This is a genomic window from Limibacter armeniacum, assembly GCF_036880985.1.
GTDB classification, from domain to species: domain Bacteria; phylum Bacteroidota; class Bacteroidia; order Cytophagales; family Flammeovirgaceae; genus Limibacter; species Limibacter armeniacum.
In genome coordinates this window covers 187,285-212,502 of the sequence record NZ_JBAJNO010000006.1, presented here as the reverse complement: position 1 = coordinate 212,502, position 25,218 = coordinate 187,285, and the positions used below count along the sequence as shown (strand labels likewise).

Annotated in this window: 15 protein-coding genes; 2 read left to right on the top strand and 13 right to left on the bottom strand. The window is 40.9% G+C overall.

What is annotated here, in order from left to right:
- Together V6R21_RS05550 and V6R21_RS05545 are read left to right on the top strand one after the other, a co-directional pair.
- The coding region (locus tag V6R21_RS05550) for a transposase (RefSeq protein WP_334241614.1) at positions 1–516 on the top strand (516 nt) is incomplete at its 5' end.
- A 56-nt stretch (positions 517–572) separates the two neighbouring features.
- On the top strand, positions 573–1,490 hold the full coding sequence (locus tag V6R21_RS05545; RefSeq protein WP_334241409.1) for a metallophosphoesterase family protein: 918 nt from the start codon (positions 573–575) through the stop codon (positions 1,488–1,490).
- Between the two features lie 122 nt (positions 1,491–1,612).
- Here V6R21_RS05545 and V6R21_RS05540 read toward each other — a convergent pair whose 3' ends face one another.
- The 13 genes from V6R21_RS05540 to V6R21_RS05480 form a co-directional block, all read right to left on the bottom strand.
- Entirely contained in the window at positions 1,613–2,128 is a 516-nt protein-coding gene (locus tag V6R21_RS05540; protein ID WP_334241407.1) for a hypothetical protein, read from the bottom strand.
- Between the two features lie 358 nt (positions 2,129–2,486).
- Complete coding sequence (locus tag V6R21_RS05535) at positions 2,487–4,691, bottom strand: glycoside hydrolase family 97 protein (RefSeq protein WP_334241405.1); 2,205 nt, start codon at positions 4,689–4,691, stop codon at positions 2,487–2,489.
- A gap of 189 nt (positions 4,692–4,880) precedes the next feature.
- Complete coding sequence (locus tag V6R21_RS05530) at positions 4,881–6,254, bottom strand: alpha-amylase family glycosyl hydrolase (RefSeq protein WP_334241403.1); 1,374 nt, start codon at positions 6,252–6,254, stop codon at positions 4,881–4,883.
- A 198-nt stretch (positions 6,255–6,452) separates the two neighbouring features.
- On the bottom strand, positions 6,453–7,850 hold the full coding sequence (locus V6R21_RS05525) for a SusE domain-containing protein (RefSeq protein ID WP_334241402.1): 1,398 nt from the start codon (positions 7,848–7,850) through the stop codon (positions 6,453–6,455).
- A 27-nt stretch (positions 7,851–7,877) separates the two neighbouring features.
- Positions 7,878–9,473, bottom strand: coding sequence for a RagB/SusD family nutrient uptake outer membrane protein (locus tag V6R21_RS05520; protein ID WP_334241400.1), 1,596 nt, complete (start codon positions 9,471–9,473; stop codon positions 7,878–7,880).
- 20 nt (positions 9,474–9,493) lie between these two features.
- Positions 9,494–12,427, bottom strand: coding sequence for a SusC/RagA family TonB-linked outer membrane protein (locus tag V6R21_RS05515; RefSeq protein WP_334241397.1), 2,934 nt, complete (start codon positions 12,425–12,427; stop codon positions 9,494–9,496).
- A 129-nt stretch (positions 12,428–12,556) separates the two neighbouring features.
- The gene (locus tag V6R21_RS05510) at positions 12,557–14,557 is read right to left on the bottom strand and encodes a glycoside hydrolase family 97 protein (RefSeq protein WP_334241395.1); all 2,001 of its coding nucleotides are present in this window, start codon (positions 14,555–14,557) and stop codon (positions 12,557–12,559) included.
- 322 nt (positions 14,558–14,879) lie between these two features.
- Positions 14,880–19,862 (bottom strand): alpha-amylase family glycosyl hydrolase, encoded by a 4,983-nt coding sequence (locus V6R21_RS05505; RefSeq protein ID WP_334241393.1) that lies wholly within the window; start codon positions 19,860–19,862, stop codon positions 14,880–14,882.
- A 396-nt stretch (positions 19,863–20,258) separates the two neighbouring features.
- Positions 20,259–20,822 (bottom strand): TetR/AcrR family transcriptional regulator, encoded by a 564-nt coding sequence (locus tag V6R21_RS05500; protein WP_334241392.1) that lies wholly within the window; start codon positions 20,820–20,822, stop codon positions 20,259–20,261.
- Between the two features lie 109 nt (positions 20,823–20,931).
- Positions 20,932–21,594, bottom strand: a complete 663-nt coding sequence (locus V6R21_RS05495; protein ID WP_334241389.1) for an MBL fold metallo-hydrolase — start codon at positions 21,592–21,594, stop codon at positions 20,932–20,934.
- 230 nt (positions 21,595–21,824) lie between these two features.
- Complete coding sequence (locus V6R21_RS05490) at positions 21,825–23,429, bottom strand: DUF6377 domain-containing protein (protein WP_334241387.1); 1,605 nt, start codon at positions 23,427–23,429, stop codon at positions 21,825–21,827.
- A gap of 340 nt (positions 23,430–23,769) precedes the next feature.
- Complete coding sequence (locus V6R21_RS05485) at positions 23,770–24,147, bottom strand: nuclear transport factor 2 family protein (RefSeq protein ID WP_334241386.1); 378 nt, start codon at positions 24,145–24,147, stop codon at positions 23,770–23,772.
- A 122-nt stretch (positions 24,148–24,269) separates the two neighbouring features.
- A complete protein-coding gene (locus tag V6R21_RS05480; protein ID WP_334241384.1) occupies positions 24,270–25,034 on the bottom strand; it encodes a DUF4272 domain-containing protein in 765 nt (254 codons plus the stop codon).
- Positions 25,035–25,218: the final 184 nt, after the last annotated feature.

Here is a 25,218-nt window from a genome sequence, read left to right as displayed (position 1 = left end):
ACAGGGCTGGCACGCAAACATTTCCAGCCGTTGTTGAATCAGCTGGATAAGCAACTGAAAAAAGTACAGCTACAGATCCGTCAACTGATTCAGGAAGATGAAAAACTCAAACAACTGACCAAAATTGTCACCTCCGTACCTGGTGTGGGAGAAATTGTTTGTTGGAAACTACTGGTTGTGACCAATGAATTCAAGGATCTCCGAGATGGACGGAAGTTCGCCTGCTACAGTGGTGTAGCTCCATTTGCCTATACCTCAGGCATTAGTATCAAAGGAAGAGCAAAAGTATCCAATATGGCTAACAAAGACATGAAAAAGTTATTGCATATGGCTGCAGTAGCAAGTATTGGTAAGGGAAAAGGAGAACTCTATGATTACTTTCACAGAAAAGTAAAACAAGGCAAACACAAGATGTCAATCATTAACGCTGTTAGAAATAAGATTATACACCGAGTATTTGCCTGTGTGAGTGCAAATAGAGAATATGATTATTCTTATATTAATGCACTTGTTTAGATTATAGAAATCGTGATAATCTCTAATGTACTTTATCATTCTAAGTCGATACCACTATGAGCTGGACCATTTCACGCAGACGTTTTTTACTTTCTTCATCAGTCCTGACTGGAGCAATATTTCTCGCTCCTAAAAGCTTGTTTTCACAAAGTAAACAACCTAGTATCCGCTTTGGAGTACTGACGGACAGCCACTATGCCAATCGCCCTGAATCAGGGACAAGATTTTACCGTCAGTCAATAGAAAAGCTGGAAGCTTGTGTTGAAGTTTTGAATAAAGAGAAAGTGGATTTTGCGATTCATTTGGGTGATTTAAAAGATCAGGACGAACAAAAGCAAGAAGTGGATACATTGCGTTACTTGTCTGAAATAGAAGGTGCATTTGCCAAGTTTAACGGACCAAGATATCACTGTATTGGAAACCATGATGTTGATAGCATTTCAAAAAAGCAGTTTCTTGAAGGTGTCGAAAACACAGGTATCCCAAAAGATCAAGGACATTATTCTTTTGACCTGAATGGATTTCATTTTATAGTACTTGACCCTAATTATCATCCTGATGGAAGCCATCATAACCATGGTGATTTTAAATGGTCTGAAGCGATTATTCCGGAAGGTCAGTGGAAATGGTTTGAGCAAGACCTTGAGAAAACAACTTTGCCAACGGTCGTATTCTGCCATTTTACTTTATATAATTTTACTCGAGACAATGACCCATTTTATGTGACAGATTTTGAAAGGGCTCAAAAGCTGATGGAAAAATCAGGAAAGGTATTGGCTGTACTTCAGGGACATGTACACCAAGAAGATTTCCAGACCATCAATGGGATTCATTACATTACACAATTGGGGATGGTAGATCATGATGGGCTTGATAACAACAGTTTTGCCATTGTAGAAATTGATCAAAATGGGTTGGTTATAAATGGCTACAAGAGAAGTACTTCTCACAAGTTTTCGTTAGCCAAAAAGTAACCTGAAAATTATAGCTATAAGTGCTAAAAGCAAAGAGCGTCATCCCAAATCAGGTTGGAATGACGCTCTTTTATTATATCTATATCATATATAGCTTTTAGAATAAAATAGCCTATTGGGTCTTAGCCTCTTTTCTTTAATGACTCCATAATACCTCTAGATGTTTCCCTTACCCTGTCAAGGTTTTCACTCTTTGCAGAAATGGCTATGTGAATTTGTCTGCCATCCACAGCTGTAAAGAAAACCAAGTAGTACTCACCCTGATTGGATGTTTCAAGATAGGCTACAGGCAGTGAGTTGATATCTACTGTTTTGGTATCCAACCAAACTGCATTTGGGTACATTCCCTTAAAATGGTTTTCATAAAACTCCCTTAGGTTATCTACCTCCCCTTCTGAAAGTGGATTCAAGTTATCTGACAGTATCAGGGTTATAGAATCCTGCTCCTGATGCAGCTCCAATACCGGATGAAAAGGTTGGTCATGGTACTTTTCATCTAGTACTTCAGGATCAAGTTGGCTAAACGTTGATGGAACATCAATTGACAATTGCTCAAAGATGGCAACCTGTACATTTTGACTTGGCGAAAATGCCCATAATACTGGTAGTAAGCTGATTGCTAAAAAAATTCTTTTCATTAGATCCTAGTTAAAGCTGTTGCTCTTTGTAAAGTTTAGTTATGAACATCTGTTCTGCTCCCAACAAGGGCTTATGCTGATTACAGGAGTCACTTTTAAAATAGTTTCTTGCTGGTTTTATGCAATTTATGTTTCTCGTTCAATGTTACAGACTGTTCAGTTCCCGTAAATATACAAACTTTCCAAAGCTGAAAAACTATATTTTGAATCAGAAAAGGTAATTGACTGACTGTTCAATAGAAATGATTGAGCTGATATACTTATAAATACCTGTAAGTATGATGACTACGTAAAACAAAAAAAGACCCCTCAGGCAAATCACCTGAGAGGTCAACTTTATATAGGGTACTTGATTGAATTACAACTTCTTCAAACCTTTCTTCTGGCTCTTGTCTGTCACTTCAATCAAGCTGATTGCATAACCACCTGCTGCTACTGAACGCTGTGTCAGTTTAGACTTGCTGTTCACCAACACCTTACGGATATTGTATGCTTGAGGGTTTGTCTTGTAATCAGCATCTTTCGCATCGCTGTAGATAGTTGCTACATACGTTTTGCCTGGCTCCAGGAAGTCGAAAGAGATTTTGGATACATAAGCCTCGTCACCTGCAACGTTACCTACAAACCAGTTGTTAGAACCTTTCTCACGACGAGCGATTGTAATGTATTTGCCTGGTTCTGCTTCCAGGTACTTGCTCTCATCCCAATCTACTGCCACATCCTTGATAAACTGGAACGCATCCATAAAACGCTTGTAGTTTTCAGGAAGGTCAGCTGCCATTTGCAGTGGGCTGTACATTGTCACGTACAGTGCCAACTGGTTAGCGATTGTCGCATTTACATGAGAGTGGTTGTTAGGGTTCAGTTTTGAGATATCCATCTCGAAGATACCCGGCGTATAGTCCATTGGACCACCAATCAGACGCGTGAAAGGCAGGACACTTACGTGGAAAGGCTTGCTACCACCGAATGCCTGATACTCTGTACCTCTTGCTGACTCGTTACCGATCAGGTTAGGGTAAGTACGTGCAATACCTGTAGGACGAACTGCCTCGTGCGCATTGATCATAATCTGGTACTCTGCTGCTTTTTCCAAAGCATACTGGTAGTGGTTCACGATCCACTGGCTGTAGTGGTTTTCACCACGTGGCAGGATATCACCTACATAACCACTCTTCACTGCATCATAACCGTTGTCTTTCATAAACTGGTATGCTGCATCCATATGACGCTCGTAGTTACGAACTGAAGAAGAAGTCTCATGGTGCATGATCATCTTCACATTCTTGCCTTCAGCGTATTCCTGAATACCTTTTACATCAAAGTCAGGGTAAGGAGTCACGAAGTCAAACACATAGTCTTTTGACTTACCGAACCAATCTTCCCAACCTACATTCCAGCCTTCTACCAACACGCCATCAAAGCCGTGCTCAGCTGCAAAATCAATATATTCTTTTACATGTGCTGTATTTGCACCGTGTACACCATTAGGGTTTACTTCAGTAAAGTTAGTCTCACCCAACTGTACTCCACTCAGCTCATTTGTATAAGCCCAAGAGCTTTTACCTGTAATCATTTCCCACCATACACCAATGTATTTCACTGGCTTGATCCATGAAGTATCCTCAATCTTACAAGGCTCATTCAGGTTCAGTGTCATGCGAGAAGCCAAAATCTCACGCGCATCATCACTCACGATTACTGTACGCCAAGGCGTTGTACGAGGTGCTTGCATATAACCTTTGTCACCTACTGCATCTGGTGTCAACCATGACTCGAATACAAAGTTCTTGTCATCCAAGTTAAGGTGCATACATGGGTAGTCGATCAGCGCTGCTTCATGCAGGTTGATGTACAGTCCGTCATCCGATTTCAACATCAGGGAAGTCTGAACACCTGTTGGAGAGAATGAAGTCTGAGAAAGGTTACCACCGATAGCTCCAGCCATCAAGCCTCTGATTTCTGAAAGACGTGATACTGTATAGTCATACTCCTGCGTGTCATAGTCACCCGGAATCCAGTATGCCGTGTGGTCACCTGCCATCGCAAACTGCGTATGCTCCTCCTTGATCACGAAGTAAACAAGGTTTTTCTGCTCAGGGAACTCGTAACGGAAACCTAAACCATCATTGAAAAGACGGAAACGGATGACCATCTTTCTGTCATTAGTCTTCTGGTCCAGTGTTACTGCCAGTTCTTTGTAGTGGTTACGGATTTGGCTTTCCTCACCCCAAACTGGTTTCCATGTCTCATCAAAAGAAGTAGTATCTACTGCAGCCAAAGTGAATCCATCATAAAGAGATGCCTTTGGATCTGCTTTCTTGTTTTTCAGTTCGATCTCCGAACCGAATTGCTGACCTGATTTGTCTGACTTTAGCTCAAAGCCCAACTTACTTGTTTTAACAACCTCTTTCCCCTTATAGGTTAACGAGTAGGTTGGTACGCCGCCTTCAGCCAGATTAAATTCCATTGTCAGTTTACCATCCGGAGACTTCAGTTCCGTCTGGGCTGACACGATACTTGTGACAAGGCACAACAGAATTAAAATAAAGTTCTTTTTCATTTTTATACAATCAATACAACACTAAGCTTGTCCAATTAAATATTGGTCGTTACAGATTTTACAGTGACCATGAGGTAACTATATTTCCACAAAGATATAAGAGTTTATGAGCCAATTCTAATTTCGAATTTCCCGAAACCGGTTACGAAATCAGTAACTGAAAAAAAAAACACCAAATATTTAGAAATATTAACCCCCTATTCTCAGAATCTTATATGCATTAACATCTAATGAGTAATTATCTCCAAGCTCTACAGTTTCTCCTGAAATCATATCTGTCCAAGTCGTATTTTGAAGCGTTGAAGGGAGCGTCAAATTCACCCCATTATTTCTAGTATTGACCATAACCAATAAGGCATCTTGCCCACTATGTCTTTGATAAATCAAAACGTCTTTATGGGTATATGTAGTCAGCTCTTTATCCAAAAGATCTATCACTTCTGACCTGACTTCCATGACTTGTTTGTACTGTGAAAGAATGTCCGGATTTTCACTCCAGTCAATGACATCTTTGGTGAAAAATGAAATCAGTTCAGGTCTTGCTACTTCCTGTCCCGAATAGATCAATGGAATCCCATCCATAAATGCGGTTGCCACAAAAGCCCCTACACTCCCCTGCTTACCAAAAATATCAACAGGTGATTCGTCCCAAGCGTATACGTCATGGTTTGTGATATATCGCAGCTTGGTCTTCCCTGCCGGAACTGCTGACCACTCCTGTTCACTGGTTACAAACAGGCTAGATGCAGATGAATTCTCATGGTATACTTTCTTGATCTGGTTATAGAAGTCCCAAGAGTAATTGAACTCAAAGCCAGCATCAAAATTGTGAGTAGCACCACCCTCAGCGAGCCAAATCAGGTCTTTGCTTGAAGTATTGTTCACTGCCCCAATTGCTTGCGACCAAAAATCTTCAGGTACAAAGTCCACAGCATCACATCTGAAACCGTCGATCCCTGCACTGTCGACCCAATACTTCATCGAAGCTATCATCTCATCACGCATGTCCTGACTGTCATAGTTCAACTCTGCCACATCAGCCCAACCAGTATTTGGGGGTGAAATGATATTGCCACTGCCATCCTGTGCATACCAGCTTTTGTTACTGATCCAAGGGTTGTCCCAAGCGGTATGGTTCGCTACCCAATCCAATATCACAGCCATGTCCCGCTCATGTGCTTCATTCACTAGATCGATCAGGTCATTAAGCGAACCAAATTCTGAATTAACTTCCTTATAATTCCTTACAGCATAAGGCGAACCTACTCCTTTTTCAATACCGATAGGGTATATAGGCATCAGCCATATCACATTAGCACCAAGGCTCTCAATATGGTCAAGGTTGTTTTTTATACCATCCAGTGTACCTGCATTGCTGAACGATTTCAGGTTTACTTCATAAACTACCATCTCATTTAGTGAGGGCACATTATCAAACGGGTTGACCGTATGGTTTTGTTTTTCATCATCTTTACCACTTGGACTGGTCAGGTTGTCTTCAGAGGAACATGAAAACAACATAGCCCAACACAACAGGAGCCAATACATTTTTTTCATTGTCATACACTTCAAAAAGTTAGAAACATCTACAAACAAGTCTTTTTTGTCGGGATATCAATAAAGCCAGAAAGAGCTGGCACCGGGAACAGCCGCCCAAGACAGTGTTCATCACCTCAGACAACTGGTTCCCAGACCAACTCTAGTGTATAAGACGAACAGCCTTATACATCACTTCAACTGTTTATCCTATATTCTTTTATATCAGTTTTTGATAATCTCATAGTTGAACTGGTACGGAGCCTTTTGTGTATTAAAGCTCAAAATCACTGTGTAATTACCTTCTTCTTTTACATCATAAGATGCACCATCAAAGTAGAGTTGACCACGTTTAGAGGTAATATTTCCAACACCATAGTTAATACCCCAATCATTGTTAGCCCTAAATTTCAAGGCACCTACTATCAGGTCAGTTGTAACTCTCCAAGTATCCGTCTCCGCATCGTATGTCATTGGCGTAGAATTTTCCCAACCTCCTGAAGTGGCTGTACCAATCAGACCAAATGACTCCACCAATGCCGACTCATAAGTCATTTCTGCAAGTTTTGGCTGAATTCTATAGAATCCGGCAGCAAATGTAACCTGCTCAGCAGCATCGTCAGTAGACAAAGTACCGTCTGCTATAAAACCATAATTGGTATGGTTGTAATCAGGGTGGCTAGTCAGTTTAAGGTCAGTTTCAGCATTCAGGTAAACGTAACCGTCAAATATATTGTCACCTGTCTGGATCAGTGTAGCCGACTCTTCTGGCTTCCAACCTTGGTAACCTCCTGGAGTCCAAAGCATGGCAGGAGCTGCTATATCCAATGTCGTGATGACACCATTACCAGTCTCTGAAGCCAACTCGTTGGTAGCAGAAGTGGCAACTACTCTAAATGCTACATTTACGGCTGTATTTCCTTCTTGCATCAGGTTACCCATCAGGTAGAAATTCAATGCCTCATTTGTAACTGTCAAAGAAGTTTCTGTCACTTTACCCAATGTAATTGCATTCGCAAAATCGTTACCTTCTACATCCATTTCCACAGTATATACCACATCTGAAGTTGAACCAAAATCTGCGGCATCCCATTCGATTGTATACGCATCTCCAATATTCTCTGCCGTGATCGTTGTAGCCAGTTCTGAAGTAATTACTGGAGGCTCACCTGCTGAAGCATAAGTTCCAACAGAAAGCGTAACCAACTCAGAGTTTAGGTCATTGAACCCTTCTGATTGTGCTACAACTCTCAATTCCACTTTGGCTGTTTCATTAGGGTTTTGACCCAATGTACCGATCACCATATCATTCAGTTCTGAGTAAGAGACTGTAATAGAAGCTTCTTGTGTTGCCGCCAAGATCGCTGGAGTCGCAAACAAGTTATCTACAAAATCAAGCTGCACAATATAAGTAACAGCCAAATCCACCCCATAATCCGCTTCATTCCAAGTAACTGTCAGCTCAGAGCCCAAGTTGTTCTCATCAATGCTGATGGTTGTACCGCCTTCAGGGGTCACCATTGCAGGCGATACCAGTTCCTCATTTACGATGATATTTTCTCTTTCCACACAAGCCTGCAACAGGCAAAACAGGGAGACAATTAAAAGTTTATATGATTTCATGATTGTGTCGTTTAATTAGTTGTCAGATTAGTAGTTTGGATTTTGCTTCAGGTTAGGGTTCAGTCCTAAGTCAAATGCAGGAATCGGGAAAATATCCCTGAATGATGCAGTCGGAATTCCTTCTTGAATACCGCCTTTCCAGTCCCACACAAGCTTACCATCTGTAAACTCACCGAACCTTACCAAGTCTGTTCTTCTGTGACACTCCCAATACAATTCCCTGCCTCTTTCATCCAGAAGAAAGTCCAAAGTCAGCTCTGCATCCGAAATGTTTCCTGAAGCATCCTCATAAGCACGAGACCTGATTTCATTTACATACTGAAGGGCTCTGCCTCTATCTCCTGCACCACCTCTCAATGTTGCCTCTGCATACATCAGGTAAATATCTGCCAACCTGAACATAGGGAAGTCAGTATCCACAAATGTTCCGTTCTTGCCTTTGATCCCTTTTGATGATACATTCTTAAACTTGCCTGTCAGGTACCCTTGGTTAAACATAAATGGATCTGTGATTTCCAGGCTACTCTGTCCACTGGTATGGAAGATCGCTCTCTTATCCGTAGCACCTGTCACATCCTCAAACGACCTTTCTACAAAGCTGGTAGATGGTCTGTTACCTGACCAACCTCCTGACGGAATACCATAATCGTTATCCGCATCCATGGTACCTCCTACTTGCGCATGAATAATGAAGGTCATTCCCCCATAGTTTCTGGTATTGTTACCATCCTCCGCAATCGGGAAGATGATCTCACTTCTGTATTGGTGGTTGTCCGCCAGAAATAGGTTTCTGTAGTTGTCAATCAGGTTATATTGTCCTGAATTGATGATTTCATCGCAATACTTGATACAGTCATTGTACCTGTTCTCTCCTCTATATACTTCCGCATTCAAGTACATTTTTGCCAGTAGTGTCCAAGCAACTGCCTTGTCTGCCCTCGCATACACGTTCTGTCTTGGATCTTTCAGGTTAGGCAACGCTTCCAGAATCTCTGCTTCGATATGATCAAAAAGGGCTTCTCTCTGAATCATCTCTGGTTGAAATGCACCAACTCCGTCTTCAGGTAAAACAAATGGTACGTTCCCCCAAAGATCCATGGCAAAGTAATAGAACATCGCTCTTAGCAACTGAGCCTCTGCTCTGTATACTGTCACCTCCGCCTTGAAGTCTTCATCCATCTCACCAATATTGTTGTCCACTGCTCTCAAAAACTCATTGCAGTAAGCGATATTGATAAAGATTCTCTGATAAAGCAGTTGCAAGTAACCGTTGTTATCTGACCAAGTATGTTCCTGATAGTCTGAAAGCCCTGGATCATTCCATCCTGTTACAGCCTCATCTGTTGACACTTCCTGCGCACTCCAATACATTCGCAGGAAAGAAGTAGTCCCTTCATCTTCAGCAGGAATCTCAGGCTTACCATATTCTCCTTGCTGTCCAGTCAGGGTTAAGCTTCCGTAGAGCTTTGCCAAAAACTGACTGTATCCTTCTTCAGTATCAAATGCATTGGCTGCATTGATGTCCTGTTCATTTAAGGGTTCTGTATTTAAGTCATCTACACATGACGTTGTGACCAGCATAATGCCTAGTCCTAGCGCCAATGTTTTCAATATATTTTTCATGATCATGCTCTATTTACTGATTAAAATGAAGCTCTCAATCCCAATAAGTAAGACCTTGTACGAGGATAGAAGCTATTGTCCAATCCACCACTGATTTCAGGGTCCAGACCGCTGTAGTTGGTGATCACCAATACATTGTTGATACCTCCCGAAACTTGCAGTTTCGCTAGTCCCTGGAATACTTCTCCCAAATTGTAAGCAAGATTGATATTATCAATTCTGAAGAATGAAGCGTCTTCAATAAAGTGATCTGAGAACCTGCTGTTCAGTTCGAAGTCCGTCTTTGGCATGTTTCTCAAAAACTCTTTTGAATCATAAAGAGATGTCAGGTTATTAAGCGCCTGAATGTTGTTATAGACGTAGTTGTTCAAGCTCGCTCTTGTATTCACTGACAATTCAAAATTCTTGTATGTAAGCCATGTGTTGAAACCAAGCGTAACGTCTGGCACAGGCTTTTGGAATACATACTTGTCGTTGTCATTGATGATGCCATCATTGTTTCTGTCTACATAAGCACCTTGAACCGGTGAACCATCTGCATTGTACACTTGCTGATAAGCCAGGAATGAGTATGCCGGATAACCTACCTTGTGCACCTGAATAGTACCATCTGTTGTACTGCCAATGTTACCCACATATACTGAGTAGTCATCGTCATCAGTTAGGTTCAGTTTAGTAATCTCATTCTTGTTGTAGGTCATGTTTGCATTCAGCTTCCAGTTCCAGTCCTCATTGGTAATGGCAATCCAGTTAAGGTTTACTTCTACCCCCTTGTTGTTCATGCTGCTGACATTGGTCAGTAGCTTTGAAGTGAAGTTTGTACCTGCAGGTGGATCTACCTGTCCCAACAGGTTATAGGTTTCCTTGTAATACACATCCACACTACCTGTCAGACGGTTTTCGAACAAGCCAAAATCAACCCCTGCATTGTATGTAGTGGAACTCTCCCATTTGATATTGGCATCGTAACCATTCGGTCTCAATGTATTGATATAGTTAGGTCCAAACGGATACCTTGAAGCATTGTCACTTCGAGTATAGGTTGCCAAATGCGGATAATCATTACCGATGTCCTGCTGCCCTGTTTCACCATATCCCAACCTTAGTTTCAGGTCAGAAACCACATCGCTATTCGTCAGGAATTGTTCGTTTGCAATGTGCCATGCAAATGCTGCTGCTGGGAATGTACCCCATTTGTTGTCCTCACTAAACCTTGAAGTTCCATCCTTTCTGAGGGAGAAAGTCAGCAAATAACGGTCATACAAATTGGCATTTACCCTTCCGAAGAATGAAACCAGATAGTTTTCTGATGCATTAACAACAGGCTGATTCTCTACTTCCTGCTTGTAATCCAATACCTGGCTTGAGCTACCTCTATAGAAATGAGCCCAAGAGTATCCCAACATCGCATCCAGCTTCAGGTTGTTAAACTCCTTGTTATAGTTCAGGTAAAAATCCAGCAACTTGTTCTCTCTCTCCACCTTGTATGGGTTGTATCTACCACCATTTACAACAGGTGTAGAAATCCACTGTGTGCTATCCAACACATTGTTTTGTCCTTCAGACAAGGTATAATCATGCCCCACGTTGATACTGGCATTCAGGTTTTCAAGGATTTTATAATCTGCCTTGAAGTTGGAAATCATGCGTTTTACCTCTGAAGTATTGTTAGTCAATGCCAATTGCGCTACAGGGTTAGCAGTTGCCAAGTTGATCGCTTCCCCATCAATTCCACCTTTCGTCCATGTTGTATAACCTCTCCATCTCGTATTGCCATTTACAACAGGTTGTGTCGGGTCATAGCTGACTGCATTTCCGATGGCACCTTGGTCTGCGAAGTTATTGTTGTTCAACATCCCTTTGGCATTTACCTGAAGCACCAACCTGTCATTGAACAGCTTCTGGTCCAATCCTACTGAAAGGGTCATTCTCTCAAAGTTGTAGGTCTTCAGTACACCATCTGTATTGTTGTAGCCCAAAGAGGCTCTATAATTCGTTTTATTCTTACCGCCAGAAACAGTGATATTGTGATCCTGACCAAAGGCTACCTGATAGATTTCATCCTGCCAGTCAGTATTTGCATCGCCCAGAAGACCTGTTACTTCTGGTGACTCTGGATACCTTTCCTGCACTAAAGCACGGTACTCATCTCCACTGTAAACATCCAACCTGTTAGGAGTTGTATATACAGATCCTGTAAAGCTATAATCCACCTTAAAGCCTTTTGCTCCTCGCTTGGTAGTAATCAGGATTACACCATTGGAAGCTCTTGAACCATAAATCGCTGTAGCTGAAGCATCTTTCAGTACAGTAAATGTTTCAATATCATTCGGGTTAAGCGTAGACAAGATATTTGGCGCTCCTCCTACTGCTGTATTATCCAAAGGAACGTTGTCAATCACTATCAAAGGGTCATTGCTCGCACTCAAGGAAGCACCTCCCCTGATACGAATCGTTGACGAATTACCGGGAGCTCCACTATTGGACGTAACGGCAACACCCGCCACCTTACCAGTGATCAACTGAGCAGGAGAATTAATAGCTCCTTTATTGAACTGCTTGGAGTCGATCACTTCCAACGCACCGGTTGCATCATCCTTTTGGACAGTACCGTAACCAATGACCACCACTTCCTCCAGTTGCTCTGTATCTACTTCCAAGGAAATGTCAAAGTGTGTCGCTGTTCCAATCTGAATTTGCTGTGTCTTGTAGCCGATATAGCTAACAGTCAGCACCTCATCGCTATTTGATATACTAAGCTTAAACTCGCCATTGATATCTGTCGCACTGCCTTTGGTCGTTCCTAGTACCATTACAGTTACTCCGGGAACCGGATAGCCATTTTCGTCTGATACTTTTCCTGATATAATATGGTCTGCCTGTTGTCCGTACAGGTTATTCACCCCACACAATACCAGAAAAAGATAAAGAATAAAGTATATTCTCTTTTTCATGTGTTCTTGGTTTTAGCAAGCTCTCAGTTACCCCACTGGTATCGTGTTTCAACCGAGGCTGAAACATTGAACCTATAGGGTAACAGGTCACTCACTATCATTAAACATTCATTTATACATACTTACTTTTTAGTTGAGCAGCTTGAAACGGATGGCCTGTCCGCCCCCTGCTGCCAGAGATATATTCAATTTTTGATCAGAGGTCACTTCAGTCTCACTGATCTCAATTGCTGTTGGGTTATTCATTAGGTCGGTATCTTCCTGATCGGCATAGACATATGCCTTGTATTTCTTCTCTGGCATCAAAAAGTCCAAAGAAATTTCAAATTCTCTCTCGTGTTCATCTGTCACACTTCCCAAGTACCAGTCATCACTGTCTCGGTCCTTTCTCACCACAGTGATATAGTCCCCAATTTTGGCATTCAGCACTTTTGTATCCTCCCAATTGGTTGGAACATCCCTGATAAACTGAAAGGCTGGTTGTCCTGTATAGTTCTCAGGTAAGTCAGCTGCCATCTGCCAAGGGCTGTAAATGGTTACATACAAAGCCAATTGTTTAGCCAATGTCGTATGGACTTTGTTATCAGATCTGGTTTTGATATTGATATCAAAAATGCCCGGTGTATAATCCAAAGGTCCAGCTAGACATCTGGTAAAAGGCAAAATAACCGTATGCTCAGGAGGATTCCCTTCGCTCCACGCCTCATACTCTGTTCCTCTCGCTCCTTCTCTTGTCATCAGGTTCGGGTAAGTTCGTCTCAAACCTGTTGCTTTCACTGGCTCGTGAATGTCCAGCATAATCTTGTTTTCGGCCGCAAACGCTGTTACATAGTTGTAATGGTTTACTGCAAACTGACTCTGATGAAATTCCTTCTGATTGATCAGGTTGGCTACGTAGCCCGTTTTCACAGCTGGTATCTTGTATTTCTTCAGGAACTCAAAAGCTTCCTTCAGTTGTGTCTCGTAATTGAGGATATTTCCACCTGTTTCATGATGTCCGATAAGGCTTACACCTTTTTCGCTTGCATACTTGCTCAAGAACTCGATATCGAAATCATCATATGGCTCTGCGAACCTGAACCTTCCCAAAGACCAGTCTTTTTCCCAGCCTTTGTTCCAGCCTTCTACCAATACACCTTTCAGGTTATTTTCGGCAGCAAAATCAATTAATTCCTTTACATTCTCCGTCTTGGCTCCGTGGATAGGTCCTTGATTCCAAGTTTGGGTTTTTACGTGCATCCCCCACCAGATACCTGCATACTTACCTGTCGATATCCAAGAAGTATCCTCAATCTTGCTAGGCTCATTCAGGTTTAAGATCAGGTAAGAAGTGATCAAATCACCAGCAGAATTGCCTACCTGAATTGTTCTCCAAGGAGATACAGAAGGCGCTTCTGTCATTACTTTTTCACCTGTCGAGAGAGGTACAAGGTCACACTCCAAACTAAGGGCCCCTTCAACGGGCTTCAAGGTCATGGCAGCATAATCCACCAAAGCTGCTTCGTGAATACTAACAAAAAGACTATCTCCAGACTCCATTGTCACAGGAGTGTGCATTGTCTTTTCCAAAGCAGACAGCTTCGTTTCAGTATATAACTCTTCGTAATCAATTTGATCGCTGTAGGCAGGAATCCACCAAGTATTGAAATCATGTGTAAAATTGAACTGTGTCAACTCATCTGTAATCACAAATTTCTTTAGGTTTTCCTGCTCAGGGAATTCGTATCTGAAGCCTAACCCATCATCAAAAAGTTTGAAGGTAATGTTCAACTGACGCTCCTTCTCATTTGATTTCTGCAATAATGATACAGTCAGTCCATTGTAATACTCTTCAATGTTTTTTACTTCTCCCCACGGTTGAGACCACGTATTTCTGAAAGTAAACTCATCCGTATTCTGAATGATAAAGTTTTCACTAAGGTCTCCCTGATCTTTCAATAAAAGTCCAAGTCTGCTTTCTGAAAGGATCAGTTTTCCTTCTTTTCTCAATTCATAGAAAACTTTACCGTCCCTATTCAATACAGTTAATTCCAATTTACCATTGGGTGATAATACTGTATGCTTTTCCGTACAGGAAGACATTATAAATGATAGGCATATCACTGCCACTATTCCCAATATTCTTCGCATATCCAACCGTTAATTTATACACTACACTATCTGATTGATCTTTTCCTGATCGTGTGGTACAAAACAGTCTGAATTCAAATGCTTTAACAAAAAACATATTCTGAGTATAGAAAATATAGGGCAAAATAAATCACAACACACTGATTACATGCCTATTACATTTACACCTATATAGAGAGTATATAATTGATATAAGGGTATTTTTTACGCTATTTAAGCGCAAAAAAAGCACCTTAAGCGTTACGCTCAAGGTGCTTATGGAAGAATTCCATGTCAAAAGTACACTAGATTTTCATCTAGGTATTTTAGGTCATTAGCTACCTCAGTTTTTTACTACTTGGTAGACCTTTACCCCTTCTGATGTTTCCAACTGAATGAAGTATACTCCTACAGGGTAGTTTGAAAGATCAATTTGAATGCTTGGCATTCCATCCTCCAATTGCTGATGATTCAATTCAATTCCAGTTGATGAGAGTAGCCTAATGCTTCTTACTTCATTGGTATTAAACTGAACAGTCGTTACCCCATTGGTTGGGTTAGGATATATTTGAATTTTATTTTCTTTCTTCCATTCATTTTCAAAGTTGGAAGCCATTCTTGCAGATGAAGAAACAGGTTCAAGAATCCAATGGCTCGAATAAGAACCACTCCAAATATTACTGTACTCAACAGTTCCATTGGTGTTTTCCACATGCAAATAATCACTTGCCTGCCATCTGTTTCGAATTCTTTTATAATCAATGTCAATATCCTCCAGCGACCAATGTGCACTGTAGAATCCACTTTCAACGTTTGTAGATTCTACTTTACCTTGCAGGTTTTCGATATTCATATAATCACCTGTTCCAACATTTTGAATCAATTGATAACCATCCATTTCTATCAGTTTCCATTGGTAAGTAGCATTACTGCTGAAGGTGCCATAATTCACATCATTACCTCCATCATAAAGGTAAGTCTCCTGCCATCTGTTTTTGATATAATAAGTATCTGCTACTGAAGCACTTTCTACTGACAATGTAAAAGTTAAGCTATTGGTACAGCCTGTATCATCTGAAAAAGTGACTGTATAATTGCCCGCATCAGATATTGTGACATCTGCCAAAGTAACTTGGGCTGTACTGGCAGTAAACCCATTTGGTCCTGTCCAGTTCCACGTTCCTGTAGTACTTGCCTGTACATTCAGAACCAAGTCATCTCCTTGGTCAGCAGATACAGCAGTACCAGCAATCCAGTTGCCACCATTCACCTGATGCTGTGCATTGAGTGTTGGAGTGGTACAATCAGGCACCCATACAAACTCAACCTTGTCAAGGTTCAAATCTATGGACTCCATAGCAATCCTAACAATATGCGCTCCTGCACTTAGGTTAAAGTCTGTACTCTGTACTGTACTGAAATTACTCCATCCGCCCGTATTGGATACGGCAATTGTTCCAGTCACATTCGTACCGTCAATCTCCACATGGAAAGCACTGGATGTCGCAGTCGCCACTGTCGAGATGATATGATATTGACCTGTAGTGGTAACATTTACAGAGTATTCTAGCCACTCGCCTGCTTGCGTCCAACCCACGTTATACACACCACTTGTAGGTGACTCTATGTCTACATCCTCATTCGTTCTGAATGCCCCACCATTATTACCGGTGTCATTATCCTGATAGGCGATCCCTTGCCCGCCTTCATCATATGCTTCGGCTTCAATTATCCCAGGGATTGTCGCTGCAATACCTCCATATGGCGACTGAGTTGCTGGAGCAGTATCCACCACAATGGTCACATCATCTGAAGACTGAAGGGTACCATCACTCACCGTAAGACGGAATGTATAGGTGTTTCCTGCCACCATTCCACTGATTGTAGGAGTAGGTGACTGTAAATCAGAAATAGATACCACAGCCCCTGACAACTGACTCCACAGGTAACTGACAGTATCCCCATCAGGGTCTGAACCTGTACCTTCAAGCTGAGTGCTGGTCTGTGTATATCCCAATGTTTGGTTATTTCCTGCAAATACGACTGGAGCATTGTTTGTTGTTCCACCATCCGTTACCGGCACACCATATGCCTCTAATTCATAGATTGAATAGCCATATTCATGTGCTTTTTGGCTACAGTAAATGGCGATATAGCGCCCTGTAAGATTAGAGGTCACTTCATCCGTTCTTCCTTCATTAGGCATTCCTTCCATATAGATTTTCTGCCACGAACTATTATCAGGATCAGGTACAATATTGCTGTTGGAAGCCATGATATAATAGTTTTCAGCATTGGCATTTTCCCAACTAACCACAACCTTGTCCAACTCATATACTGCTCCCAAATCTACCTTAATCCACTCTTCCTGATTAAAGTCTGTACTCCCTGCCGAAGACCACCTGTTCCAGAAATCACCATTGATCCCATCTACTGCCAAAGAAGCAAGGAAATCTGTACCTGAATAAGTTTCTTCGTCCGAAGCCGTTGCAGTTTTATTCAATGCCACATTCGAGGACTCAATCGTATATGCCACTTGCATATCTGCACTTGTTCCTTGTCCGTTTACTGCCTCCACCCAGAAGTGGTAGTCGACAAACCTGCTTAGGTTCTCTACCGCAAAAGTGGTGGTATTGGCCGCTAAGGTCACAACCGGGTTCGTTGGTTTGTTGCCATCTGTAGATTGGTAAATCGCATACCCTGTTTCAATCGCTGAGTTGTCTGTCCAATGAAGGTTAAGAGATGTTTTAGACAATTCGGTTACCTGCAAATCAGTTGGCGCAGCAGGATATCCAATTACATTTACAGTAAAACTCATTGATGTTTGGTCAACACCTCCATCAGCTGTTCCGCCATCATCCTGTAGCGTGACGGTCACAGTGGTAGTTCCTGCTGACACTGGCGTAATTGTCAAGTTTCCAGTACTTCCACAAGTGATACCATTAACAGCCACCTGTGCCACTGACGTGTTTTGAATTGTTGCTGATGCTGAAAGACTTTGTGTACAGAAATTACCATCGCTGATACCTGTCAGTTGAACCTGTGTTGCTCCACTTTCCAGATTGATCGTCTGCGATGCTAACTGATCTACCGATGGTGCATTGTTTGTTAAAGAGCCTGTATTCAGTTTCAGAATGTAAAAGCTGTTTCCTGCAATGGAAGAGAAAGGAACCCAGCCATTGATATCTCCTCCACTTACATTGACATTCACATTCCCTTGCCCCAACAGGTCGGTCATCACATAGTTTTCATCAGGAATTTGAGTTCCTGAAATACTGAAAGACACATTGTCCTGCTGATTGGCTGAAAGGTTGAGCATTACAATGATTACCTCATCATTATACTTTCTCATAAAAGAATAAATACTGTTGCTTGAAGTGTTCACTGTTTGATAGTCTCCACGCTTCAATGCCATCTCTGACTTACGAACCTGAATCAGGTTTCGATATAAGCTTAAGAATGAGTTAGGGTCGTTGGTCTCGTTTGCGACATTGTACTGCTGATAATCACTGCCAATAGAAGTCCATGATCCACAATCAGAAAAGCCTGCATTGTTGCCATTACTCCACTGCATTGGCAAACGGGCATTGCCTCCTGCTGCACCAATTTCCTCTCCATAATAAACAAAAGGAACACCCGGAGCTGTCAATGTCAGTACGCCCGCTACTTTTGCTTTTGCATCCTTATTGTTTGACAATCGGTCCTTGATCCTTTGAGCTGTGTAGCCATTTCCTCTTGGAAACAGGTCATGGTTTGAATTGAAAACCCCAAACTGCAGAAACGGATAATAAGCCATTACATCTTCCATTGGTTGTTGGATATCCGCCTTGTTTTCTGAGTTCAAGGCATCCTCTATTCCCAAGGCAATATCAAACTGAAAGCCAACATCAAACCCTTCATATACATACTTCGCTGCATGCTTCAAGTCCTCCAATGCATAAGGATTATCCCAATAACGTACCCATGTTTCGCCTACCGTAAAATTGTCAGGATTGTCATTTTTCACCAGTTTTCTCCATTCCCTCCAAAAGGCATAGGTTTCCGGCAAGTTGTGCCACTCCTCATCCAATGTGGCATCACCTGTCTGATATAGCATGTAAGGAACATCCAGCCTGAATCCATCAATATGCTGATCCAACCAATATTGTGTAATGTCCATTACCGCATTTCTGACCTCAGGATTATCATAATTCAGGTCAGGTGTAGCCCCATTGGCAAATCTTGACCAGTAAAATGCCATATCTGAGGGATAACCTGAACCGGGGTTACTCCACCAAGACCACCCTGCATCATCTGCACGCCAATGGTAAAAATCATCTCTTGGGTTATTACCTTGTTGCGATTGCAAAAACCAAGGGTGTTCCTTACTTGTATGGTTAAAAACCATATCCAGGATCACTTTCATTCCTCTGTTATGTGCCTCATTCAACAGTTGGGAGAGGTCACTGTAACTGCCATACTCGCTCCAGATACTTTTGTAGTCGGTCACTTCATAACCTCCATAATTTGTATTGGTTACCTCATGAATTGGCATTAGGTATAAAGCATCCACCCCAAGGTCAGAAGTTGTATTGGGGTTGCCGTCATTCAGGTAATCAAGCTTCTCGATAAGTCCTTGAAAATCTCCATTTCCATCACAATCACTGTCCTTGAAAGAAAGTGGGTAAACCTGATAGAAAACCGCATCGTTCCACCAGCCCAATACCTGATCTGTCGCCTTTACCTCAATGTGAGATGATTTGGTTACGGTTGTCTGGCCTGCACTGTTGGTGGCTGTCAGCGTCACACTATAAGTACCTGCTGTGGCATAACTGACAATCGGCTCCTTTTCAGTAGAAGTAGCAGGATATCCGCCTTCAAAAGTCCAGTTCCATGAGGTAGCAGCTCCCCCATCCGAATACTCAAAAAACCGTACAGCCTCTCCAGGGATCGGTGTAGTGGTTGAACAGTAGAAGTCTGCAAAAGGGTATGGTGACTCCACATTGTTAAACCAATCGTACAAGTTGTTTTGCGAAGTCTGAATAAGGTAGGTTCGGGAAGTGTTTTCCGTGTTACTTGCATTCACACGAAAAGCATATGTGATTTCCGTATCAGCAGCTAACGAAGATACAACAGCAGAATAAATATGGTCGCCATCTGTATCGGTCATCGCTAGTGCACCACTCCAGCCACTGCCGGTCACTTCCACTTGGTCTGCAGCAGGGTCAAAAAAGCCTTGCTTAATTTGATAGTCCATATTGACGTTAAACTTAACGTCAGTACATAGTCCTTGGATTACAGGTATGCATAAAAAGAATGCTATACCGAGTAGTATTTTCTTTCTCATAATAGATGATTTGTGAATTATGAGAGGAAAATTCTATCAAGCTATCTTGATCTATTTATTGTATAACAGCAGCATTACAGATTGTTACAATCAACAGAATATTTGAAAGAAGTTTTCCTCCCTTGAAACATTCTGTAAAGCAAACTTTAATGCGTACTAATCACAAAAAACAAAATTCAGATATAGAATAATATAAGTCAAAAAACACACAATCGACTCAATTTCAATTAATTGAAATTGAGTCGATACAGATTAAATATAGAAACCATTTTAGTGTATTAAGAACACTAAAGTAACATTGAAGTATAAAAACAGCCTTTCCTCACCCTGTGCATACATTTCGGTTTCCAATGATTTCCATCACAGTGTATTGAATAAGCCAAAATACTCCAGCCATTATTTTATAGTTTCCAATAAAGTTACAAGTCCCAGCTTTAGATGTTCCGTATTTTGAAAAACCCGACTCATCAACAGGTTCCCCTCAATCAGGTTGAGGGCAAACTGAGCCTGTTTTTGTGCTGTTTCCTCAGGTATACCTTTTTGTAACAAGAATGCCTTAATAAGTTGATTCCAAGCCGTATAAACCTGTTTGCAGGCTACTCGTACTTCCTCGTCAAGTGCCGCACTTTCAGAAGCGACGGTTGCCACCGGACAGGATTTTTTAAAGTTGGAAGCTTCCAGCTGTTGCACAAAAAAATGAAATACCTGTTCAAAGGCTGTTTTTAAATCATTTTCAGGAATAAACGTTTGCCTAAGAACTTCCGATACTTGTTCTCCTGCCAAGGTAATGGCTTCCACCATAAGCTGATTTTTGCCATTTGGAAAATAATAATACAAAGAGCCTTTGGGGGCATTGCTTAAACTTAAAACTTCATTTAAACCTGTTCCAAAATATCCCTTTTCACTTATCAAATCTACAGTAGCCTGCAATAAAGCCTGCTTGGATTGCTTTTTTACCATCACGCATTTATGTTAATCACGATTTTGTAATGTGAATTTTTCGAATCCTTTTCACTTACAATGCTTTTCGTGATATGGTTTATCCTTTACAAAACCTCTAATGGCAGCATTAGGAAATGCTGTCTACCAATTTGTATAATTTGTCCATGTCGGTGAGAGGCGCACCATGCCCAAAAGTAATGAGTTTGGGTTTGAGCTCAGCAATTTTCAAAATAGATTTTCGGTTTTGCTCCGGATCAGGCGTAAATACCTTAGGAGGCTCTGCAAGCTTTGATAAGGTAGTCGCATAGTTCATATTTCGAAGCACATCTCCCAAAATCAAAACGCCATCCTTTTCCCGCCAATACGCCACATGACCTGGGGAATGTCCCGGTACATCAAGCACGGTAAAACCTGCTACCTCATCGCCTTCTTGCAATTGCTTATCTACCGGATGTGCCGGGCCTCTAAATTGCTTGTCCACAAAACTGCTGATATTGTTCTTCGGTATCATGTCGGTATAATCCCCTGTTTCCATTGCCTCTGCATCCTTACCTCCACACCAAAGTGGCACATTGTAAACCTCACATACCTCTTTGCTCGACCCCTGATGATCAGGATGGGCATGTGTCAGTGCATGTGCGGATAGCTTCTTGTTTTTCAGTGCTTTTACAATTTTAGGAAACGATTGCCTTGATCCAGAATCAATCAATACATCTCCTATTAGGTAGGCGTTTATGCCATGTCTGGGGAACAAACTGATTTGGTATACGTCACGAGCTATTTCTCTCATTGTTTTAGGGTTTTATGTAGACCGATTGTTATAATTTTCCATAAATATATAGACCGATCTATATAATTTACAAATAAAAATGCGTAAATATATTTTGGAAGAACAGAAAGGAGTGGAATATTAAAAGTCATATTTCACTCACTATCTGATGATTACCAGCATAAAAAAATCCGTTTCAGCAAGGACACTAAAACGGATTTTTAGGCAAAAAACTTCTTTTGATTACTGCATCAATTGGCATTTATCTCCATTACATGTGCCTCAAATTCATTGTTGGGAATATAGGATTGGTTCTTGATTCTATTCTTGTAGGCATATATCGTGTTTACCGAGTAACCCAATATATTGGCTAACCTGTCACTGTCCTTTATCCCGATTCGGATCAAAGCAAAGAGTCTGATTTCAGTACAAAGTATTTCATCCTTATGAGGTACAAACTGGTGGTCTTCATCAAACAGTTGGTTAAATTGCTCAATGAAATTCGGGAAGATTTTAATAAATGACTTATCGAAGTTCTGCAACAGTTTCTGCTTTTCTTTCACCTGATCAACCTTGCTGAGAATATAGCGAATCTCCTTATACTGTGGACCTGTCAGTTTGGTTTCGATTGAATCCTTGATGTGGTCAAGCTTACCCAAATACTGAAATGGCAACTCCAGATAAAAGCCCAAGTACTCATCCTTGATGGTATTTGCCTCAAAAAGCTGCTCATTGGTTTTTCTCAGCATGCTATTGTTTTCCTTGATCGTTACTTCTCTTTGGCTGATCCTTCTCTTTTGAAAAACCGTAATGATCGCAAAGCACAAAATAATCAAAGTCAGTACACCTACAATGATTGAAAAATGCAGCAAATCCCTACTACGTGCCTCTTCACTGTTCAATTTTGAGGAAGAAATAACAGGAAATATCTTACCCACCTCACTCATACGTTGCTTTGCCCCGTAGTATTTGGCATCCTCCATTGACTCATTGATATACTCGTATGCTTTCTCTATATCACCTGTCTTGTAAAGCAGCTGAGCCAAACTCGTCATCGCAGATGTTTCCTTAATTGCATGCTTGATATCTGAAACGGATGCCTGTTCCAAAAGTGCTATCGCCTTTGCTGTATCATCCATTTTTAGGTAAAGGAAACTCAAGGTAGCAGCCGTAATTGCAAATTTCTGTCCACCCAAATTTGGATTCGATTCCAATAACCTGTTCAGTATCCGAATAGCATCATCGGTACGCCCCTCTCTCAGGTCTCTAAGTCCAGTAAGGTATAGATAATGATAAGAGTCAGGGTCAGCCAGATTGGTCGCAAAATCAACATATACATCTGCCTTTTTGATATACTCAGGTGAGTAATGCTGGTCCTGATTGTAATCAGAAATATCGTAGAGCATACGAGCCATCAAGGCATAATAATCGATCTTGGTCGTATCGGGAAGTGCATTTACCTGCACAGAGTTTAAGGTATCAAAGGCTTCCTTAAACATCCCTGAAGAAAGTAGGGTAAAACCGAGGTTTATTTTTGCGTAACCAATAAGTGACTCATCATTTAATTGGTAACTGATATCAATCAGCCTATTGCTGTACTGGAAAGCTGAATCAAAAACAAAGCTTTTATACTCCTGATACAGCTTGTTGTTCAGGTCAAATTTTGCTCTTAATGACGCTCCTTGATTGACAGAAAGTTGTCTCTTAAGTTTTTTAATTCTTTCCAGTTTTTGCTGCTCGTAAAATTCTTTTTTAGACAAAATTTCATCGAGCTGCTCAATTCCCGATTCAGCTTGTGCAAAACTAAAAAGACACAAAAAGCCGAATATATGCACCAAACCTAATCGCCAAGACATATCCCTCATATCAAAATGCCCTTATACATGGAGTGTATAAGATTAAAAATAAACATGATTAGTTGAAAGTATTTCAGCGTGCTGCCCCATCAGTACCATTTGATATGGAACTTCAATCTTTCCCCACCCTGAAAAAAGAAGTTAAGCAAGTAAATGACCAACCAAAATATTACCGGTAGCCAACAACTTGATAGGTATAATTATTCCGGCGTTAAATTAAATTATTTTAACACAAAATAAAACCAAATAGCCTACTGATAGTATTATTATTTTGGTTTTTAGAGGGAATACATCAAAAAGAGAGTCTTATGTTCCCTTTTGTGTTATGTGCGTGTGTTTTTTAGCTTATGTCTTGAATTTTCACAATCAATCCATCCTTAAAGGTAAATACAGACTGACCTATCATTGTGATCGCATCCCCCTTTTTTGCACCGCTAGGCAGGTCCATTGCCAATATTCCGTGATAATCTATTTGAACTGTCACCTTATCCTCTTCAAACTTCCATGATGTAACAGATTGATGTCTCTCAACAAAATATTGCTTTGAAGCCTCTGCCAATTCCTTAAAAGCTGCTATTCCTTTTGTTGCTGTATCGGTTTCCCCTCCCGATATATTTTCAAACTCAATATCGGTATGCAAGAACTGTATCATTCCATTTATATCAAACTTATTATAAGCTTGTATATACCTTTCAATTATGTTCTTTTGATCTTCCATCTTACTGAGAGATTAAGATTTTATAAAAATAATGTAGCTAATCACAAGCTATTTAATTTTCAAATAAAAAAAGCAGTTTCTAGTTAAGAAACTGCTTTTAATTATTTAAGATCAACATATTTTTAGATATCCGTCAAATCGTTATCCCAATCAAGTTCCATATATCTGATCAACCAATTAAGGCTATAATGTCTTTCATAAACCACATTGGCATTCAGATTGGCTGGCACTGGTTGATTTTTCACTCCAGCATCCACACATGCCCAATGAACTCGGTAATAAAGATCAGCCTGATCCAGAATTTCTTCTTTTGTTCTCAACTTTGCTTGTTGAATAAGCTCCTCTCTCGTCTTTTCAAAAACAATCTTTACGTTAGCAGATACATCGCTCTTTTCTTCAGGGAAAGAAAGTGTATCGATATAACCTAATGTCCAGAGTAATAAATGTAGGCTCTCATATCGCCAGTTGGCATTCTCGACCTGCTGCACGCTTGGGCTTTCACTCTCCACAAACGTCGTCTCCACAGGTGTCAGATACGGCAAGAGGTTATATTTACTTTCGAATGTGGTCAAATAAGAGTCTTCTATACCTTCACTCTTAAGTCCAATATAACATAAAGCCAAAGCTCTATTCACTATTTCCTCTTTCGTTCTAAGTACTACTTGATCTTCTTCTTTTATCTTCTTTAGATGATCAGCTGTAGGAATACCATGCTGTTTGCAATAGTCCAAAGACTTTTGTTTCCTATCTACCTGATTAGCAGTTTCATCTGAAAATTCTTTTTCTTCAATCACACGCTCTTTTTCTGTAGACGTATCTTCATTTTGTGAAAACACTGAAGTACAGGCGATTACCCAAAAAAAGTTAGCAAATAAAAACTTTCTCATACTTGGCTTGCTGTTAAACTAAAAATACCATCACTTCCCATACTTCACTAATCATGCCATCTAGCTTCACAACTCAAAAGTGCATTCCTAAAATTTGTCTACACAATTCTCAAACGCCTGATTATATTCACAAAAAATTATCACTACCTATCTGGTCAGGTTTCAGTTGATTTTATCACCCAAT

Excerpts from the sequence above, each read along its gene's own strand:
- V6R21_RS05480 (WP_334241384.1), bottom strand. The coding sequence starts at position 25,034 with ATGAGAAAGTTTTTATTTGCTAACTTTTTTTGGGTAATCGCCTGTACT.
- V6R21_RS05510 (WP_334241395.1), bottom strand. The coding sequence starts at position 14,557 with ATGCGAAGAATATTGGGAATAGTGGCAGTGATATGCCTATCATTTATA.
- V6R21_RS05520 (WP_334241400.1), bottom strand. The coding sequence starts at position 9,473 with ATGAAAAATATATTGAAAACATTGGCGCTAGGACTAGGCATTATGCTG.
- V6R21_RS05495 (WP_334241389.1), bottom strand. The coding sequence starts at position 21,594 with ATGAGAGAAATAGCTCGTGACGTATACCAAATCAGTTTGTTCCCCAGA.
- V6R21_RS05530 (WP_334241403.1), bottom strand. The coding sequence starts at position 6,254 with ATGACAATGAAAAAAATGTATTGGCTCCTGTTGTGTTGGGCTATGTTG.
- V6R21_RS05515 (WP_334241397.1), bottom strand. The coding sequence starts at position 12,427 with ATGAAAAAGAGAATATACTTTATTCTTTATCTTTTTCTGGTATTGTGT.
- V6R21_RS05535 (WP_334241405.1), bottom strand. The coding sequence starts at position 4,691 with ATGAAAAAGAACTTTATTTTAATTCTGTTGTGCCTTGTCACAAGTATC.
- V6R21_RS05485 (WP_334241386.1), bottom strand. The coding sequence starts at position 24,147 with ATGGAAGATCAAAAGAACATAATTGAAAGGTATATACAAGCTTATAAT.
- V6R21_RS05540 (WP_334241407.1), bottom strand. The coding sequence starts at position 2,128 with ATGAAAAGAATTTTTTTAGCAATCAGCTTACTACCAGTATTATGGGCA.
- V6R21_RS05545 (WP_334241409.1), top strand. The coding sequence starts at position 573 with ATGAGCTGGACCATTTCACGCAGACGTTTTTTACTTTCTTCATCAGTC.
- V6R21_RS05525 (WP_334241402.1), bottom strand. The coding sequence starts at position 7,850 with ATGAAATCATATAAACTTTTAATTGTCTCCCTGTTTTGCCTGTTGCAG.
- V6R21_RS05505 (WP_334241393.1), bottom strand. The coding sequence starts at position 19,862 with ATGAGAAAGAAAATACTACTCGGTATAGCATTCTTTTTATGCATACCT.
- V6R21_RS05490 (WP_334241387.1), bottom strand. The coding sequence starts at position 23,429 with ATGTCTTGGCGATTAGGTTTGGTGCATATATTCGGCTTTTTGTGTCTT.
- V6R21_RS05500 (WP_334241392.1), bottom strand. The coding sequence starts at position 20,822 with ATGGTAAAAAAGCAATCCAAGCAGGCTTTATTGCAGGCTACTGTAGAT.